Source organism: Flagellimonas beolgyonensis (assembly GCF_003992615.1).
GTDB classification, from domain to species: Bacteria; Bacteroidota; Bacteroidia; order Flavobacteriales; family Flavobacteriaceae; genus Flagellimonas; species Flagellimonas beolgyonensis.
The window spans coordinates 289516-307367 of the sequence record NZ_RZMY01000016.1 but is presented as its reverse complement, the minus strand read 5'-3'; the positions used below and the strand labels follow the sequence as shown (position 1 = coordinate 307367).

At 44.7% G+C, this 17852-nt stretch carries 13 protein-coding genes; 7 read left to right on the top strand and 6 right to left on the bottom strand.

The window, feature by feature from the left end; genetic code table 11:
• Positions 1-12 precede the first annotated feature (12 nt).
• From EO131_RS12380 to EO131_RS12370, 3 genes are all read left to right on the top strand, one after another.
• Positions 13-672: an aspartate kinase gene (locus EO131_RS12380; protein WP_127022519.1), complete on the top strand. Its 660-nt coding sequence runs from the start codon at positions 13-15 to the stop codon at positions 670-672.
• A 64-nt stretch (positions 673-736) separates the two neighbouring features.
• Positions 737-2719, top strand: coding sequence for a DUF3352 domain-containing protein (locus EO131_RS12375; protein WP_127022516.1), 1983 nt, complete (start codon positions 737-739; stop codon positions 2717-2719).
• A 255-nt stretch (positions 2720-2974) separates the two neighbouring features.
• Positions 2975-4129, top strand: coding sequence for a serine hydrolase domain-containing protein (locus EO131_RS12370; RefSeq protein ID WP_127022513.1), 1155 nt, complete (start codon positions 2975-2977; stop codon positions 4127-4129).
• Between the two features lie 264 nt (positions 4130-4393).
• On the opposite strand, the gene mfd is transcribed toward EO131_RS12370, so the two are convergent.
• From mfd to EO131_RS12350, 4 genes are all read right to left on the bottom strand, one after another.
• Positions 4394-7777, bottom strand: coding sequence for a transcription-repair coupling factor (gene mfd, locus EO131_RS12365; protein WP_127022510.1), 3384 nt, complete (start codon positions 7775-7777; stop codon positions 4394-4396).
• Between the two features lie 103 nt (positions 7778-7880).
• Positions 7881-8792 carry a transporter family protein gene (locus EO131_RS12360; protein ID WP_127022507.1) on the bottom strand — a complete coding sequence of 304 codons (912 nt, stop codon included), beginning with the start codon at positions 8790-8792 and terminating at the stop codon, positions 7881-7883.
• Between the two features lie 208 nt (positions 8793-9000).
• The gene (pdeM, locus tag EO131_RS12355) at positions 9001-9627 is read right to left on the bottom strand and encodes a ligase-associated DNA damage response endonuclease PdeM (protein WP_127022504.1); all 627 of its coding nucleotides are present in this window, start codon (positions 9625-9627) and stop codon (positions 9001-9003) included.
• The gene (locus EO131_RS12350; protein WP_127022501.1) at positions 9624-12086 is read right to left on the bottom strand and encodes a ligase-associated DNA damage response DEXH box helicase; all 2463 of its coding nucleotides are present in this window, start codon (positions 12084-12086) and stop codon (positions 9624-9626) included. Before EO131_RS12350 ends, pdeM begins: the two co-directional genes overlap by 4 nt.
• Before the next feature lie 110 nt (positions 12087-12196).
• On the opposite strand from EO131_RS12350, the gene EO131_RS12345 reads away from it, so the two are divergent.
• Complete coding sequence (locus tag EO131_RS12345) at positions 12197-12628, top strand: tellurite resistance TerB family protein (protein ID WP_127022498.1); 432 nt, start codon at positions 12197-12199, stop codon at positions 12626-12628.
• Here EO131_RS12345 and fbp read toward each other — a convergent pair.
• Entirely contained in the window at positions 12625-13638 is a 1014-nt protein-coding gene (gene fbp / locus EO131_RS12340; RefSeq protein ID WP_127022495.1) for a class 1 fructose-bisphosphatase, read from the bottom strand. The genes EO131_RS12345 and fbp overlap by 4 nt on opposite strands.
• A gap of 109 nt (positions 13639-13747) precedes the next feature.
• On the opposite strand from fbp, the gene EO131_RS12335 reads away from it, so the two are divergent.
• The 3 genes from EO131_RS12335 to EO131_RS12325 all read left to right on the top strand — a co-directional run bounded on the left by EO131_RS12335 (position 13748) and on the right by EO131_RS12325 (position 17423).
• On the top strand, positions 13748-14230 hold the full coding sequence (locus tag EO131_RS12335) for a GNAT family N-acetyltransferase (RefSeq protein WP_127022492.1): 483 nt from the start codon (positions 13748-13750) through the stop codon (positions 14228-14230).
• 32 nt (positions 14231-14262) lie between these two features.
• A complete protein-coding gene (locus tag EO131_RS12330) occupies positions 14263-15513 on the top strand; it encodes an aspartate kinase (protein WP_127022489.1) in 1251 nt (416 codons plus the stop codon).
• 80 nt (positions 15514-15593) lie between these two features.
• On the top strand, positions 15594-17423 hold the full coding sequence (locus tag EO131_RS12325; RefSeq protein WP_127022486.1) for a GNAT family N-acyltransferase: 1830 nt from the start codon (positions 15594-15596) through the stop codon (positions 17421-17423).
• Here the strand turns inward: EO131_RS12325 and EO131_RS12320 are convergent.
• Positions 17413-17835, bottom strand: a complete 423-nt coding sequence (locus EO131_RS12320) for an arsenate reductase ArsC (protein WP_127022483.1) — start codon at positions 17833-17835, stop codon at positions 17413-17415. The genes EO131_RS12325 and EO131_RS12320 overlap by 11 nt on opposite strands.
• Positions 17836-17852 lie beyond the last annotated feature (17 nt).

Genomic DNA, 17852 nt, shown 5'->3' with positions numbered 1-17852 from the left:
AATCGACCAATAATGAAAACAATTTCCGCCGTAGTTGAACATTACATCAAAAAGAAACCCTTTCTGCAAACAGCTTTGGCACAGGGGATTATCAACTTAACTTCGTTGTCCAGACAAATAAAACCGGAAATTGCCGAAGAATTGGGCAAGGATGTGAAGGATGGTGCCATTGTTATGGCCTTGAAACGACTTTCGGACGATTTGGAATTCCGTGCAACGCACCGTATTGTAAAAGTACTCAAGAACATTGGGGAGATCACTGTTCGTTCCAACCTATCGGATTACACGTTCTTGGCCTCGGATACTATTTTGCAACAACAGGCCAAATTGTTGGAAGAGGTGAATGCCAACCAAGATGTTTTCTATACTTCTTCCCGTGGAGTGAACGAGATTAACATAGTCATAAGCAATGTTATGGACAGCGTGGTTGAAAAATATTTCAAGCACGAGCGCTGCACCCAAAAAGCGGAGGGGCTTTCATCCATTACGGTAAAACTACCTGCCGAAAACGTTTCGGTTCCCGGTATCTACTACTTCATTTTTCAACGTTTGGCGTGGGAAGGCATCGTGCTCTACGAAGTAATTTCCACGACCAACGAGTTTACCATCTTGGTCAACGAAGAGCAGGTCGATGTGGCCTTCAAAACCATTAAAGACTTGAAGCAATTATAATTAGATCTGCCTTTTAAACTAAAATTGGCACTCCTTCGTTAACACTAAAGACACTGTTGAAGGAATGACCAAAAAACGAATTCTTTATGGATTACTGGCCCTACTAACACTTTACCTGTGCTATTTGGCCTATATCTTTATCCTATCGCCCAAGACCAATCTGCAGTCCATTTACTTGATTCCCAAGGATGCTGTTTTCATCATCGAATCGGAGCGACCTGTGGAGAGTTGGCAACAGATCAGCGAAAGCAAAGCTTGGCAACACCTTCAAGGTAATGCCTATTTTTCAGAGCTTACCGAGAACATTCAACGTGTGGATACCGTTTTCAACGACAACCACAAATTGTTCGAGTTTTTTGATGGGCGGTCCCTATTCATTTCCGTACACATGGTATCCCCAAAGGATTATGGACTATTTTATGTGCTGGATTTGAAACGGTTGGCCAAACTGCAACTCCTCAAAACCTATCTGAACACCTTGTTGAACGAGGGCTATGTGCTGAGCAAACGCACTTACCATGAACACGAGATTTTGGAAGTGCACGATCGCGAGAGCAAGGAGACCATGTATTTGGCCTTTATCAAAAACCAGTTGGTAGCCTCGTACACCCACACCCTTGTTGAGGCTTCCATAGATCAATACCAAGAACCGGTTTTGGGCCGTAACCTCAATTTTATTGAGATCAACCAAAAGGTGGGACACGAAGATCTGTTCCGTTTGTATGTCCAGTACAATTATTTTGATGATTACGTGAAACGCTTTACGGACCGACCTTCCGATTGGGTGCGACGGGTGAGTGAAAACTTTTTGTTCTCTGGCTTTTACTTTGACCTGGACAGTAAGAGCACCCTTACCGCCAATGGATATACCAATATTAGTTCCGTAAACGAATACTATTTGGAGGCCCTTCAAAAATCGGGAACGGCGGAGCGTTCCATTCCTGCCATTGCCCCAAAACGGACTGCATTGTACATCAGTTATGGGTTCAACAGCTTCCCCGAATTCTATCAAAACTTTGAACTGGTGCAGCAAAACGACCCGGCACAATTTGAAAGCTACCAGCAAGGGATAGAAAAAGTGGAGAAATTCCTAAAGATCAATGTCAAGGAAAATTTTGTGAGTTGGATCGGAAATGAAATTGCCGTGCTTCAAATTCAATCCCAAATTTCTGAGAGCCAGAATGATATGGCCTTGGTTTTGAAAACCAAGGATGCCGATGATGCAAAGCGCAATCTGGATTTTGTGGTGGAACAGATACGGAAAAAGACCCCGGTCAAGTTTAAGGCAGTGGATTACAAAGGGTATGAAATCAATTTTTTATCCATAAAAGGGTTTTTTAAAATGCTTTTGGGAGGAAGGTTCAACGAATTTGACAAACCCTATTTTACCCAAATTGAAGACTTTGTAGTGTTCAGCGATAACCCCAATACCCTTAAGGGTATAATTGATCATTTTATTGAAGGAGCGGTCTTGACCGCATCGGAAGAGTTTAGGGATTTTGATGCCAAGTTCGATTCGGAATCCACGGTGTTTGTGTACGGCAACATTCCTATTCTATATGACAACCTGTACGGGTTAGCCGATGCGACCACGAAGCAAAAGATGCGCAAGAACAAGGATTTCATTATCTGTTTTCCACAAGTGGGACTGCAATTGACTCCAGAGGATGACCTTTTTGAAAGTCGTTTGGTGATCAATTACCAGGATGTGGAAGAGGTAAAACGCAATAGCCAGTTCACCGCTGGAAATCAACAATCCAATCCCCAACCAACCGTTGCAACTTCGGAAGAAATCACAGATGCCATTTTCAATCTGAAACCCATTTATCCGAACGACCTAAATGCCAAATCTTTCAGTAAATTGTACGCCAATGGGGCAACTAAATTTGAAGTTGACCTAAAAGATGGCCTCAAACATGGCCGTTACACGGAATATTATCCCAACGGAAATGAAAGAATTACCGGTCGATTTCGAAACGATGTACAAGTAGGCACATGGCGGTACTTTGATGAAGAAGGCAACTTGATCCACAAGAAAAGGTTTTAGGGGATGATTCTCCATTTGTCATTTCGAACCGAGTTTAACGAGTGTGAGAAATCCTTTTTAGGACTTAAGTTTTCTCAATCGTCGTTTCTCTCCTCATTTTGAAAAGACATTTGGACCCACTCGTCATTCTGAACACAGTGTAGAATCCCTTATTAATGAAATATTATATTCATTTCAATACAGTATGGGGATTATGATACGATGGGAAATCCCTGAACAATTAGTACCTTCAAAGTCTAATTAACCCATCTCATCATGAAACCACTTTTTCAAATTTCCCTCTTTGTAGCATTGATGGTCAACAACCCGTTGGCGGCCCAAAAAATATATTTCCCAGAACGCCATGAAGCATGGAAAACTGCAGAAAAAGGGCAGTTCAATTGGAATCAAGCCCAACTGGACAAAGCGGTGGAATTTGCCAATGCCAATGAATATTCCGGATCACGCGATCTGCGCATTGCGATTTTGGAGGGGTTCAAACAAGAACCTTTTCATCAGATATTGGGCCCGACCAAAAAGCGCGGCGGCCCTGCCGGGATGATCATGAAAAATGGTTATGTATTGGCCACTTGGGGCGATACCCAGCGGGTGGATATGACCTTCAGCGTTACCAAAAGCTTTTTGTCCACCGTGGCAGGATTGGCCGAGGACCATGGATTGATCAAAGACACTAAGGACAGGGCAGGCAATTACATTTGGGACGGCACTTTTGATGGCGAACACAACTCCAAAATCACTTGGGAGCATTTGTTGCAACAAAATTCAGATTGGTCCGGGGAACTTTGGGGAGGTAAGGATTGGGCCGACCGTCCACCACGGGAAGGTGGTCTGGATGATTGGAAGTTCCGAAAATTGAACGAACCGGGTACTGTGATGGAATACAACGATGTTCGGGTAAATGTGTTGGCCTATGCCTTAACCCACGTTTGGCGTAAACCAGTGCCCATGGTGCTGAAAGAAGAAATTATGGACAAGATAGGGGCCACCACCTCTTGGCGTTGGTTTGGCTACGACCATGCCTGGACGGTGGTGGATGGTCTTAAAATGAAATCGGTTACTGGCGGTGGACACTCTGGAGCCGGACTCTTTATCTCCACCGAGGATATGGCCCGTTTTGGGTTGTTGTTCCTGAACAACGGCAAATGGCAAAACCAACAGTTGATTAGTGCAAATTGGATCGAGAAGGCCACTACGCCATCTGTGCCCAATGTAAATTATGGCTATATGTGGTGGCTCAACCAAAAGGGTGCCCGCCATTGGGAAGGCGTCCCCGAACACGTGTTTTATGCCGCCGGATTTGGGGGTAATTTTATTGTGGTGGACCAAAAAAGTGGTTTGGTCATCGTGACCCGCTGGTTGGAACCCTCCAAAATAGGGGATTTTGTAAAGCAGGTGTATGAGGCTTTTTAATACAAAGCCTCTTTGTCATTTCGAACGCATGTGAGAAATCTGTTTTTAAGGATTTTAGATTTCTCAATCGTCGCTACACTCCTCATTTCGAAATGACAATGTTCCTAGGTGTCATTCCGTGCTTGACACTGCTGTATTGTGATGCTAAAACACCATGCCTGACGGCTGGTAGGAGTTCAGCATGACTTCTGGTTCAAAGGATTTCTCGTCGCTACGCTCTGTCGAAATGACTCCAATTGGTCATTCTGAACGCAGTGAAGAATCTCATTCTTTTTGTGTAGGAACAACTTTCAACGGCTCCAAAACCTGCAAGGCTTTTTCCACGCTGGTGATCCGTTCAAAGGTCAATAACAAACGCAGTCCGTTTCGGGTCTGTTTCTCTTTTAATTTGGCCTGTTGTGAGTGGCTCTGCACGTATTGCAACACCTTGGAGAACATGGGACTTTGGTAAAAGTCGGATTGTTGGTCGGCGATAAAGTACCCAACAAATTTGCCGTTTTTCAAGATCACTTTTTCCAGACCAATATGGGTGGCAATCCATTTAATGCGAACGGAATTCAATAGGTCTTCCGCCTGCTCTGGGAGTTCCCCGAAACGATCCACCAGTTGTGCTTCAAATTTTTGGAGGCCTTCCTCGTTCTGTACCTCATTGAGCTGGGTATACAGGTTCAATCGTTCGGTGATGTTGTTGATGTAATCATCCGGGAAGAGCAATTCAAAATCAGTATCCAACTGCAGTTCCTTTACATATACTTTTTCCTTGTGGCCCTCCACTTCCTCGTATAGTTCCTTGAACTCATTTTCTTTGAGTTCCTCGATGGCTTCGGTCAATATTTTTTGGTAGGTTTCAAAACCGATTTCGTTGATGAACCCACTCTGTTCACCACCCAACAAATCTCCAGCACCACGGATTTCCAGATCTTTCATGGCGATGTTGAAACCACTGCCCAGATCGGTGAACTGTTCCAAGGCTTCAATTCGTTTTCGGGCATCGGGGGTCATTACCTCATACGGTGGCGTAATGAAGAAACAGAACGCTTTTTTGTTGCTTCGCCCAACACGGCCACGCATTTGGTGTAGGTCGCTTAACCCAAAACTGTTGGCATTGTTGATGAAAATGGTGTTGGCATTGGTCACGTCCAGACCACTTTCCACAATGGTGGTGGAAACGAGCACATCAAACTCCCCATTCATGAAGGCGAGCATAAGCTGTTCCAATTTTTTGCCTTCCATTTGCCCATGTCCGATGCCTATTTTGGCGTCGGGCACCAATCGTTGAAGCATACCGGCCACCTCCTTGATGTTCTCAATACGGTTATGGATAAAGAACACCTGCCCGCCCCGTTGGATTTCGTAGGAAACGGCATCGCGGATAATTTCTTCGTTGAATCGGATCACTTGGCTTTCGATGGGATAGCGGTTCGGTGGGGGTGTGTTGATCACGGAGAGATCCCGGGCCGCCATCAAACTGAATTGCAATGTTCTTGGAATGGGCGTAGCGGTCAAAGTGAGCACATCCACATTTTCTTTGATGGAACGCAATTTTTCCTTCACGGAAACCCCAAATTTCTGTTCTTCGTCCACGATCAACAAGCCCAGATCTTTGAACTGTACATTTTTGTTCACCAACTGATGGGTCCCGATAATTATGTCAACTTTTCCAGCCGCCAATCGTTCCAGAATGTCCTTTTTTTCCTTGGCAGTCCGGAAACGGTTGAGGTATTCCACGGTCACCGGCATATCCTTCAATCGTTCCCCAAAAGTTCGGTGATGTTGAAAGGCCAAAATGGTGGTGGGTACCAAAACGGCCACCTGTTTGCCATTGTCCACCGCCTTGAATGCTGCTCGAATGGCCACCTCTGTCTTTCCAAAGCCCACATCCCCACAGATTAAACGGTCCATAGGGCGCTCACTTTCCATATCCCGTTTCACATCTTGGGTCGATTTTTCCTGATCGGGTGTGTCTTCATACAAGAAAGACGCTTCCAACTCAAACTGCAGGTAGCTATCGGGGGCACACTGGAATCCTTTTTCCAAGCGTCGCTTGGCGTAGACCTGAATCAAGTCGAACGCAATTTTCTTGACCCGGTTTTTCGTCTTTTGTTTTAGGTTTTTCCAAGCGGCCGAACCCAATTTATAAATCTTGGGCGGAGCTCCATCCTTACCGTTGTATTTGGAAATTTTGTGGAGCGAGTGGATGCTCACATACAAAATGTCGCGGTCGCCATAGATCAATTTGATGGCTTCCTGTTTTTTGCCTTCCACATCGATTTTTTGGAGTCCCCCGAATTTTCCGATCCCATGGTCAATGTGGGTCACATAATCCCCAATTTCCAATTTATTGAGTTCCTTGAGGGTAATGGCCTGTTTTTTGGCATAGCCATTTTTCAAATGGAACTTGTGGTACCGTTCAAAAATTTGATGGTCGGTGTAGCAGGCCAGTTTCAGGTCTTGATCGATGAATCCCTGAAAAAGGGGAAAAACCAGGGTTTGGTAGTGTACCGTTTTGTCCACCTCCTCGAAAATATCGTGCAAACGCTTGGCCTGTTGTTCGGTGGAACAGAAAATATAATTGGTGAACCCTGCTTTCCGGTTTTCATTCAGGTCCTCGATGAGCAGGTCAAATTTTTTATTGAACGCCGGCTGGGGTTTGGTGTTGAAATTGATTTCGTCACCTGTTTGAGTACCGGAAGACGACCCCACCTGCACGCAAAGAAAATCCTCCAATTGGTTTTTCAACAAAGTGGAGTCCACAAAAAGTTCCTTGGGCTCGGCATGCTTCAACTCGCCGCTGAGCTTGCCAAAACTTTCTTCCGCCTTGGCAAAGAAAGCATCGATACGATCGTAGATCAACGACGGATTTTTTTCAAAGACCACGGTATTGGGCGAAATGTATTTGAGGAAACTTTCCCGGGATTCCTGCATGAACTTATTCTCCACATTGGGGATGATGGTGATTTTCTTCACCTTGTCCGTGGAGAGTTGGGTTTCCACATCAAAGGTTCTGATACTGTCCACTTCGTCCCCAAAAAATTCGATACGATACGGCTCATCATTGGAAAAGGAGAACACGTCCACAATGCCACCACGCACGGAAAACTCGCCCGGTTCGGTCACAAAATCCACCCGCTTGAACTGGTATTCGAAAAGCACCTCGTTCAAAAAATCAAGCGAAAGCGTATCCTCCAATCTGATCTTAAGGGTATTCTTGTCCAAGTCCTTTCGCGTGACCACTTTTTCAAAAAGCGCATCGGGATAGGTCACAATCACCGCGGGTTTTTTCCGGGAATTGATACGGTTCAGCACCTCGGCCCTCAACAACACATTGGCGTTGTCGGTTTCTTCAATTTGATAGGGTCTACGGTAGCTACCCGGATAAAAGAGCACGTCGTTTTCTCCGATCAAGAGTTCCAGATCGTTCAAGTGATAGGCAGCCTCTTCCTTATCGTTCAAAATCAATAAAAAGGGAGCATCGGCCGACTTGAAGGCTTCCGTGACCACAAAGGAAAGGGAGGATCCCACAAGTCCCTTGAGATTGATTTTTTGATGGCTGTTCTTTTGGGATTGTTGCGATTGGGCAATGGCATCCCGCAGTTTCCTAAGAGACGGAGACTGATCAAGGAAAGCCGATATGGGGTTTTTTCCCATAGCAGACAAAGATATGATAAGCTGCTTTTTTGTTCGTCTTTTTTTGAAAAAAAACTGGGACCCCCATTGGGCCCCAAGCTTTCTATCATGAACAAAACTTTAGTTATTGTAATTTGGAGGCTGTATGGATATTGAAGGTCAAGCCAAAATTAAAAAAGTTGGTATCTCCAATATTCCTACCATCGATTACAGTTCCATAGCCTGCACTTACCCCAATCAGCTGCGTAACCGGTACATAGGCACTTATACCCAAAAGAGTATAACTTACTTTGGACTCAGGGAAACGGCCACCAAAGTTTGGATCCGTAAGATCCCATCCATCTGTTGATGCTTGATAATTTACATAGCCATCAACATAAAAATTGGAAGTGGCATAACCTATTTTTCCGGTGAATAGAAAAGCATCGGGAACGTCAAAATCTTCTCCTCCGTTTGTGCCAAAATCGTCATCTGCTTCACCTCTAAGGCTGTATCCAGCCAAAACAGATGCAAAAAGTCCTAAGTTGGTGTTCAATTGGGCCCCTGCGTGAAGATTGGTGTTAAAGGAGCCGCTACCAATGGAAAGTATCCCATTGGATTGATAGCCTGTAGGTAAAGTAAAGCCCAGGGCAGTCAAATAATCAACACTTCCACCATTAAATTTGGATTGTGCAAATCTATATTTTCCATAGATATTGATGTCTTGTATGTCGTTTTGTTCGGTTTTTCCATTAATTGGGTCGGGTTCGCCATCGCCTTCCGCGGCAAAATAGGGGAAGTTGACAATTATACCAAGGTTGTCCGAAACAGCATAGGTACCGTACAAGGTGTAAATGTTTTGGTTAACTTCATTATGAGCGGGTACTGGACTGGTGATTTCCTTGCCAACATAAAATTCATCATATGAAGTACGTGTATATGAAGTAGTCAAGCTCAGTTTGCCTTTTTTTGGAAAGAAACCATCAAAGGATGTTTGACCAATAGCAAATACCGTTGAAAATAACAAAAATGTTGTAAGTACTTTTTTTGAATTCATTAGGTTTGTTTAAGAGTTAGGTTATTGGTTCGGGATGTGGCATGTATTTTACCCTCGGTATAGTTAAAATTATGTTAACTCCAATTTCTTTTACCTTGTTGGGCTAAATGGACAAAAATTAACTATGAATGGACTTTGTTAAAGAGGAGGAGTAATTTTGAATAAAAATTACAGATTCAATTGCCCATAAATTAATTGGGTTCAATTGTCATATTTTTACCACAGTATCCTCCACGATAGCATAAACTTCATCATCTTTTGAAGGGTTTAGAGCATGGGTGCCTGTAAATTGGCCGAAGGCGGGCAATATCATTTGGTTTTTGGACTTAAAAAAGCAGGGCAGTCTAAGGCGTTGTCTGCCAAAACCTTGGAGTTTGACCGCAGGGTGGATATGCCCACAAAAAGTGAAGTGGTCTTCCCGTTCCTCCGGATGGTGGGTCAACAAAAAATCGTCGATTACCAACTCGGGAAAAATGGGAATGTCCAATTGTTGGAATTTCTCTGGGGCAATGATGTCATGGTTGCCCGCCACCAGAATAATTTCCGAAGGGGTCTTGGCCACCCAATTTTCAAACAGTTCCCATTCTTTGTTTAGGGAGGAGTGAAAGAGATCGCCCAAAAAACAGATTTGAAAAGGCTGAAAGTTGGAAACCAGCATATCCAACAACACAAAGTTTTTGTGCACGGCCTTTCGGGGAACCGCGGCCCCAAACTTCCTAAAATGCGAAACTTTGCCCAAGTGTACATCACTGATCAGCAACAGGGATTTTTCCTGCCAGAACAGCCCACCCAAAGGGTGGAGTTGAAATGTTTGATCTTTAATGGTCAGGTTCATTTATTCAATATTGCAGTCATTCGTTTGATACAGTCCGCCAGCTTTTCGTTGGACAATTTTTCCCGCAATCGGTCGGTAATGATCGGAAAGGAGAACGGGGTGGGCCTGCTGCATTGTTTCCAAACAATTTCCTGTTGGGCGATACGCTCCAGGGCCAATCGCAAACGCCCTTCCTCCAATTGGTGTTCAAATGTTTCCGTGAAAGCTTGCTGATACAACAAGTTGTCGTCCTCAAAATCCTTGAACACATCGAACAACAGTTCGGAGCTGCTTTGCAGGTGTTTCATTTTCACCCCTTTTTCGGGGTAGCCCGTAAAAACCATTCCGCTGATAACTGCAATATCGCGGAATTTGCGTCGGGCCATTTCATTCGAGTTCAAGCTTTTTTGAAGATCGGACAACATATAATCTGCAGTAAATAGATTGTTGTCCAAAATGGCCTGGATATCGATGGGTTTGTCCGAAAGCAATTCAAAACCATAATCATTAAAAGCGAGAGAACAGGTTATCGGGGTCAACAAACTGATACGATACGCCAGCAAACTGCTCATGCCTTCGTGGATGGCCCTCCCCTCAAACGGATAAAAAATATGGTGGTACCCATCGGAGGTTTTAAAGGTTTCGATCAAAAATTGGTGAGGCTGGGGCACAATGCTCTCTTCCCGCTGTTTGGCAAACATGGGTGCCAGCGATTGAATCTCAATGGATTGTTTGGCTTTGGGCAATTCGGCAGTGTACAGTTCTTGGCGCAATAGTTCCGACATTTTGGCCGAAAAGCTCAATCGGCCACCCATCCAACTGGGAACCTTGCTGGTGCGTTTGGACGAATTTCGAACATGGGCCGACATTCCTTTGATGCGAATGAATTCCAGGTTTCTGCCTGCAAAGGTAAACACATCGCCAGGGCTCAATTTGGAGATGAAATACTCCTCGATGCTACCAATGTACCCACCTTTTTGGTAACGTACCGAAATGGTGGCATCCCCAACTATGGTCCCGATCTGAAATCGATGTCGCATGGCCACGGCCCGGTTGTTCACCTTGAATTTGCCATCTTCCTCAACGTCCACCTTTTTATATTCGTCGTAACTTTTCAGACTTTGGCTACCCATCACCAAAAAATTGAGCAACCATTGCCATTGGTCTTCCGATAGGGCCTGAAAGCAAAAGGTCTGTTTGATCTCTGGGAATATCTCTTCGGGATAAAACCCATCGGAAACCGCCAGTGTGGTCAGGTATTGAAGCAGGACATCAAAACTGTTGAGGTAGGGGATACGGTCCTCCACGGCATGGTGCAAAACGGCTTTTTGCATGGCAGAGGCCTCGATCAATTCCATGGCATGGGTGGGCAAAAAATAAATGACGCTTTCCTTGCCAGGTCTGTGGCCACTTCTACCCGCCCGTTGTAAAAATCGGGCCACGCCCTTGGGTCCACCAATCTGTACCACAGTTTCAACAGGGGCAAAATCTACCCCAAGGTCCAAACTCGAGGTACAGACCACGGCCCGTAGGCTTTCATTCCGAATGGCCTGTTCCACCCAAAGCCTCGTTTCTTTGTTGATGCTGCCATGGTGCATGGCCATTTCACCTGCATATTCCGGATGTTTTTCGAGTATTTTTTGGAACCAGATTTCGCACTGGCTACGCGTATTGGTAAAGAGCAAGGTGGTTCTACTGTTATTGATGATGGGCACCACATCTTCCAACAAATGCAGCCCCAAATGGCCGCGCCAGGGAAATTTTTCCATGGTTTTTGGGATGATGCTCTTTACCGTAATTTTTTTATTGAGATTGGCCTTCACCAGCACCGAATTTTCCAACTGGGGCGTGGCTGGGCCCAAAAGTACTTCTCTGGCTTGTTCCAAGTTTCCGATGGTGGCCGAAATGCCCCAAATGCGCAAGTCGGTGCACACTGTTTTTAATCGGGACAGGCCCAGTTCCATCTGTACCCCACGTTTCGAACCCAATAGTTCGTGCCATTCATCCACTACAATGGCAGTACAGTCCTTGAACAATTTTGCATAGCCTTTAGATGACAGGAGGAGGTGCAGGCTTTCAGGCGTGGTGATCAAAAGGTCCGGCATGGTGGTCCGTTGTTTTGCCCGCTCTTTGGTGGATGTGTCCCCGGTTCGGATACCTACAGTCATCTGGGTGCCCAGATCTTGGGTGATGCGTTCGGCGGATTGCTTTATTTCTTGGGAAAGGGCACGTAACGGAGTGATCCAAACCGCTTTCAACCCCTTTTTGTGCGTGGATCTATAATCGGGATTGTTCTTGATATAATTCAATACAATGGGAAACCAAAGCGCATAGGTTTTTCCACTTCCGGTTGGTGCGTTCAATAGGCCATGCTTGCCTTCCAAAAAAGCATCCCAGGTCTGTTTTTGAAATGGGAAGGGCTGCCATCCTTGTTGATGGAACCAATTTTCCGCAATATGGAAGAGTTCGGAATTCTGCAGATCGCCGTTGTTGAAATTATGCTTGGAAATTGAAAATTACGAATTTCTTTCATGCCCACACATGGGCTTTCTTGCGATAAAATTTATATTTGCAGTATAAAATTTTCGATATGCCAATTTTAGATCTATACGAGCACGGAGACCACCGAAAAAACCTTGCCCATTTTGCAACTTTGGCAAGTTTGGCGGCCGTTGATGGGGAAATAAATCCGAAGGAAAAAGCGGTTTTGGAAAAATTCGCCTTTAAACTGAATATCACCGAACAAGAGTTCAAGGAAGTGATGAAAAAGGAGAACAAATACCCTATTGAAACCCCACATAGCGGCGAAAAAAGATTTAAAAGGCTGTTCGAATTCTTCCAAATCATCTTTTCCGACCACTACATCGATGAAGATGAGCGCATTATTGTGGAAAAGTATGCTATTGGATTAGGATTTTCTCCTAAAAAGGCAACAGAAGTGATCAATAAATCCATTGCCATTTTTTCTGGCCAAATAGACTTTGAAGATTATCACGAATTGATCAAGCGGGAGTGTAACTAAACTTTGGCCTTGGCCATAAACTCCTCTGCTTTTTCCACCATTTTTTTGCTTCCACAGAAGAAAGGTACGCGCTCGTGCAGTTCGGTTGGCTGTATGTCCAAAATGGGTCTAAATCCGTCACTCGCCTTACCGTTGGCCTGTTCTGCCAAAAATGCCATGGGATTGCATTCGTACAGTAGACGTAACTTGCCATTTTGGGCCTTACTGCTCTTTGGGTACATGTAAATACCTCCTTTGATCATGTTGCGGTGAAAATCGGAGACCAACGATCCTATATAACGCGATGTATACGGTCTATCACCTTCCTCCATTTGACAATATTTGATGTAATCCTTCACCCCTTGTGGAAAATGGATATAGTTCCCTTCGTTCACCGAATAAATTTTTCCCGTTTCGGGGAATTGCATTTTGGGGTGGGACAGATAAAAGGTGCCCAGTGCAGGGTTCAGGGTAAATCCGTTTACGCCATCCCCAGTGGTATAGACCAGCATGGTGGACGTACCATAGATGATGTACCCAGCTGCAATTTGGTTTCTGCCCGGTTGTAAAAAATCCTCCAAAGTAACTGGGGTGCCCACTGGGGTAACCCGTCGATAAATGGAAAAAATGGTTCCAACGGAGACGTTCACATCGATGTTGGACGATCCATCCAAGGGATCGATCAAAACAATGTACTTGTTCTTATGCTGATTGTCGAAACTGTTGATGCTGATAAAATCATCCTCCTCCTCGGAGGCGATACCGCAAACAATTTCTCGGTTTTTGAGTGTCTGAATGAACTTTTCGTTGGCAAGCACGTCCAGTTTTTGCTGGTTTTCCCCTTGAATGTTGGTGTCGCCTGCCGAACCGATGATGTCCACCAGTCCCGCTTTGTTTACTTCGTGGTTGACCACTTTGGCGGCCAATCGAATGCCGTTCAATAATCTAGAAAGTTCCCCGGATGTATACTGAAATGAGTTTTGATTGGCGATAATAAATTCGCCTAATGTGCGGTGCTGCTGCTCGAACATGAATAGCTGTTTTATTTATGGACAAATATCGGGCATTTTGTGAAACTACAACGATTTCGAAAGACTTTAGTTTTGTAATTTTATAACTTTGAGTTTTATTTCTAACAATATGGAATTTACAATCAGGGATGCACGTCCCGAAGACATGGAACAGGTATTGGGCCTGATACAGGAATTGGCCCATTTTGAAAAGGAGCCGGATGCTGTGGAGGTCACTGTTGAGGATTTAAAAGCGCACGGATTTGGGGAACAACCCCTGTTTCATTGCTTTGTTGCAGAGACTTCCGATGGTATCGGGGGCATTGCCTTGGTATTCCCACGCTTTTCCACTTGGAAAGGTCCGGTAATTCATTTGGAAGATTTGATCGTTGCAGAGCGGATGAGAGGAAGTGGGCTTGGAACCGCCCTATTGGATGAGGTAGTAAAATACGGCCATAAACTTGGGGTAAAACGTATTTGTTGGGAGGTGTTGGACTGGAACGAACCTGCCATAGCCTTTTATGAAAAGAAAGGGGCCAATGTTCTAAGGGATTGGGATGTGGTCCATTTGGATGAAAACGGAATCAAAAATTATGTGGAAAGCTTGAACTGAGCTTATCCATTTTTACAATATCAGAAATTTACATGAGAGTATTTAAGTTTGGTGGTGCGTCGGTAAAGGACGGTGATGCGGTTAGAAATGTGGTACGTGTTCTGCAGGAAGTCGGGTATAAAGATACCTTGGTGGTCATCTCTGCCATGGGCAAGACGACCAATGCCATGGAAAATGTGGTGGAATGCTATTTTAACGATAAAAATGGAATCAATGCGGCCATCCAGGAAGTGGCGGATTACCATAATGGTATTCTTGTCAATTTGTTCGAGAATCCCAAACATCCCATTTACGGACAAGTCAAGGATTTGTTTGATGAGGTAAAAGGGTTTCTGGTTTGGAACAAATCTCCCAAATACGGGTTTGTCTACGATCAGGTAGTGGGTTATGGGGAGCTGTTGTCCACTACGATCATCAGTGCCTATCTTAATGAAGTGGGCTTGGTGAACACTTGGTTGGATGTACGCAATCTTATAAAGACGGACAATACCTATCGCGATGCCCAAGTGAACTGGGAACGTACCCAACAAGAAGTGGCTGCCAAAATCGATAGATCCAAGTTGAACATTACCCAAGGTTTTTTGGGGAGTGACGACAATAATTTCACCACCACATTGGGGAGGGAGGGTTCTGACTACACCGCGGCCATTTTGGCCTATTGTCTCAATGCCGAATCAGTCACGATTTGGAAGGATGTGCCCGGGGTTCTGAATGCCGATCCCCGAAATTTTGATACGGCCCAATTGCTGGAACAGATTTCGTACCGAGAGGCCATAGAGCTTGCTTTTTATGGCGCATCCGTGATTCACCCCAAAACCTTGCAACCTTTGCAGCGAAAGGAAATCCCATTGCACGTAAAATCTTTTTTAAATCCCAAGGATATGGGAACCACGGTTGGCAAAGGGATTGGTATTGTTCCAAAGGTGCCCTGTTTCATCGTGAAGAAAAACCAGGTGTTGCTCAAACTTTCTTCTTTGGATTTTTCCTTTATCGTTGAGGATAACATCAGTGAAATTTTCAAGTTGTTGGCCGACCATCGTTTAAAGGTGGATTTAATACAGAACTCCGCTATCAGTTTTTCAGTTTGTTTGGACAATAAGTTCAAGGGATTGCCCCTATTGTTGGAAGAATTGAAGAAAAAGTTCAAAGTGGTGTGCCACGAGGATGTATCCCTGTTTACTATACGCCATTTTGATGACGATGCGGTCAAATCCCTTCAAAATGGTAAATCGGTATTGGTGGAACAACGGGGTAAGGAAACTGTGCAACTTGTTGTAAAATAGGCCTTTTGCGGTTTGGGTAGGTGGACAGATACCAATTATTGTAATTTTCTATCTTTACGCTTACCTAAACATGATTTTTTATGGGATTGGTTACGGCAAAAGAGGTGGCAAAGGTTATCCATCTGGACAAGTATGGCTTTTTGGGCACCTTTGTGGGCTGGCTTTTGATGGTTGCCACCAAGATCACTACCATAAACCGATTTTACAACAAGAACAAAGAACTGCCCGGTCCAGAGTTTTTGGATGCGATATTGGAACATTACGAAATCGACTTTGAAATCCCCGAGGAAGACATCAAACGGCTACCTAAGTCCGGGCCCTACATCACCATAAGTAACCATCCCTTGGGTGGTATTGACGGGGTACTTTTACTTAAACTCTTGCTCAATGAACGGCCCGATTATAAAATAATCGCCAATTTTTTGCTGCATCGCATCGAGCCCTTGAAACCATTCATTTTGCCAGTAAACCCTTTTGAAACCCATAAGGATGCGAAGAGCAGTATCGCTGGTTTTAAAACGGCGTTGAAACATTTACAAGATGGCCACCCTTTGGGTATTTTTCCAGCTGGGGAGGTGTCTACTTATCGGGATGGAAAATTAGTGGTGGACAGGCCATGGGAAGAGGCGGCCATCAAATTGATACGAAAGGCCGAGGTACCGGTAGTGCCCATTTACTTTCATGCACGCAACAGTCGATTGTTCTATACCCTTTCCAAAATGAATGATGTGTTCCGAACCGCAAAGCTCCCTTCGGAACTCACATCCCAAAGTATGCGACCCATCAAGGTACGCGTGGGGCAGCCCATTTCCGTGAGTACACAACAAGAGGAACCCACCTTGGAGTCCTTTACCGAACTGCTGCGCAAAAAAACCTATCTGCTAGCCAACGTTTACGAAAAGGAACGGTTGTTTGATAAGGTGCCTACATCCTTGAAAATACCAAAACCGCCCCAAAAAATAGCCACGGCAGTAAGCTCCAAGGTGTTGGAGGGTGAAATTGAAAAGTTGCGGGAAAAGGATTGTCGCGTATTGCAAAGTAAGAACTATGAGGTATTCCTGGCCCAACAACAAGATATGCCTTTCTGTTTAAATGAAATCGGCCGCCAACGCGAGGTCACTTTCAGGGAAGTGGGCGAAGGGACCAATAATGCCATCGATCTGGACAAGTTCGATTCGTATTACCATCATTTGTTTTTGTGGGACGATGATGAAAAGGCCATTGTAGGGGCCTATCGAATGGGCTTGGGATCACAGATCTTTAAAAAGTACGGTATCGATGGGTTTTACCTTCAGGACCTGTTCCGTTTTGAACCGGAACTATATGGCATGATGGAAAAATCCATAGAAATGGGTAGGGCCTACATTGTTAAGGAATACCAGCAAAAACCCATGCCACTCTTTTTGTTATGGAAAGGTATAGTACACACAACACTGCGCTATCCCGAACATAAATACTTGATTGGTGGGGTAAGCATCAGCAACCAATTCTCCAATTTCTCCAAATCGTTGATGATCGAGTTCATGAAATCGAACTATTGGGATCCCTATGTGGCACAATACATTCGTCCCAAAAAGGAGTTCAAGGTTAAATTGAACGATGCCGATAAGGAGTTCATCTTTGATGAAACCCAAGCAGACCTGAACAAATTCGACAAATTGATCAGCGAAGTGGAACCAGGAAGTCTGCGATTACCCGTATTGATTAAAAAATACATCAAACAAAACGCCAAGGTAGTGGCTTTCAACGTGGATCCGTTGTTCAATAATTCGGTGGACGGGCTTATGTATATCCGTATCGCGGACCTGCCGGAAAGCACCGTGAAGCCCGTTATGGAAGAGTTTCAAGCCGAGTTGGAACGTAAAATGGCGGAAGGGGCCATCCCTGCGGAGGACGACCTTAATCCATAAGTTCTTCCTTTACAAAATCGTGGCAATATTCCTTGATGGCATCCCGGGTAGCTTCGAACGCTTCGTGAATCTCCTTTTCGGAACCATGCACTTTGGATGGATCACTAAAATTTTGGTGTAGTCGCCTTGCTTTTTTGGAGGGGATGTACGGACAATGTTCCTTGGCATGGTCACAGACCGTGATGATGTAGTCCCATTCGATACCTTCATATTCATCCACATGGTTCGAGGTGTGTTGAGAAATGTCCACACCATCCTCTTTCATGATGGCCACGGCCCCCGGATTCAATCCATGGGTTTCGATGCCGGCACTATAAATGTTTGCGAGATTGTTTTGAAAGTGGTTCAAATAGCCATGCGCCATTTGGCTACGGCAAGAATTTCCGGTACAAAGTACCAATACATTTTTCATAAGGGATTTTTTAGTTC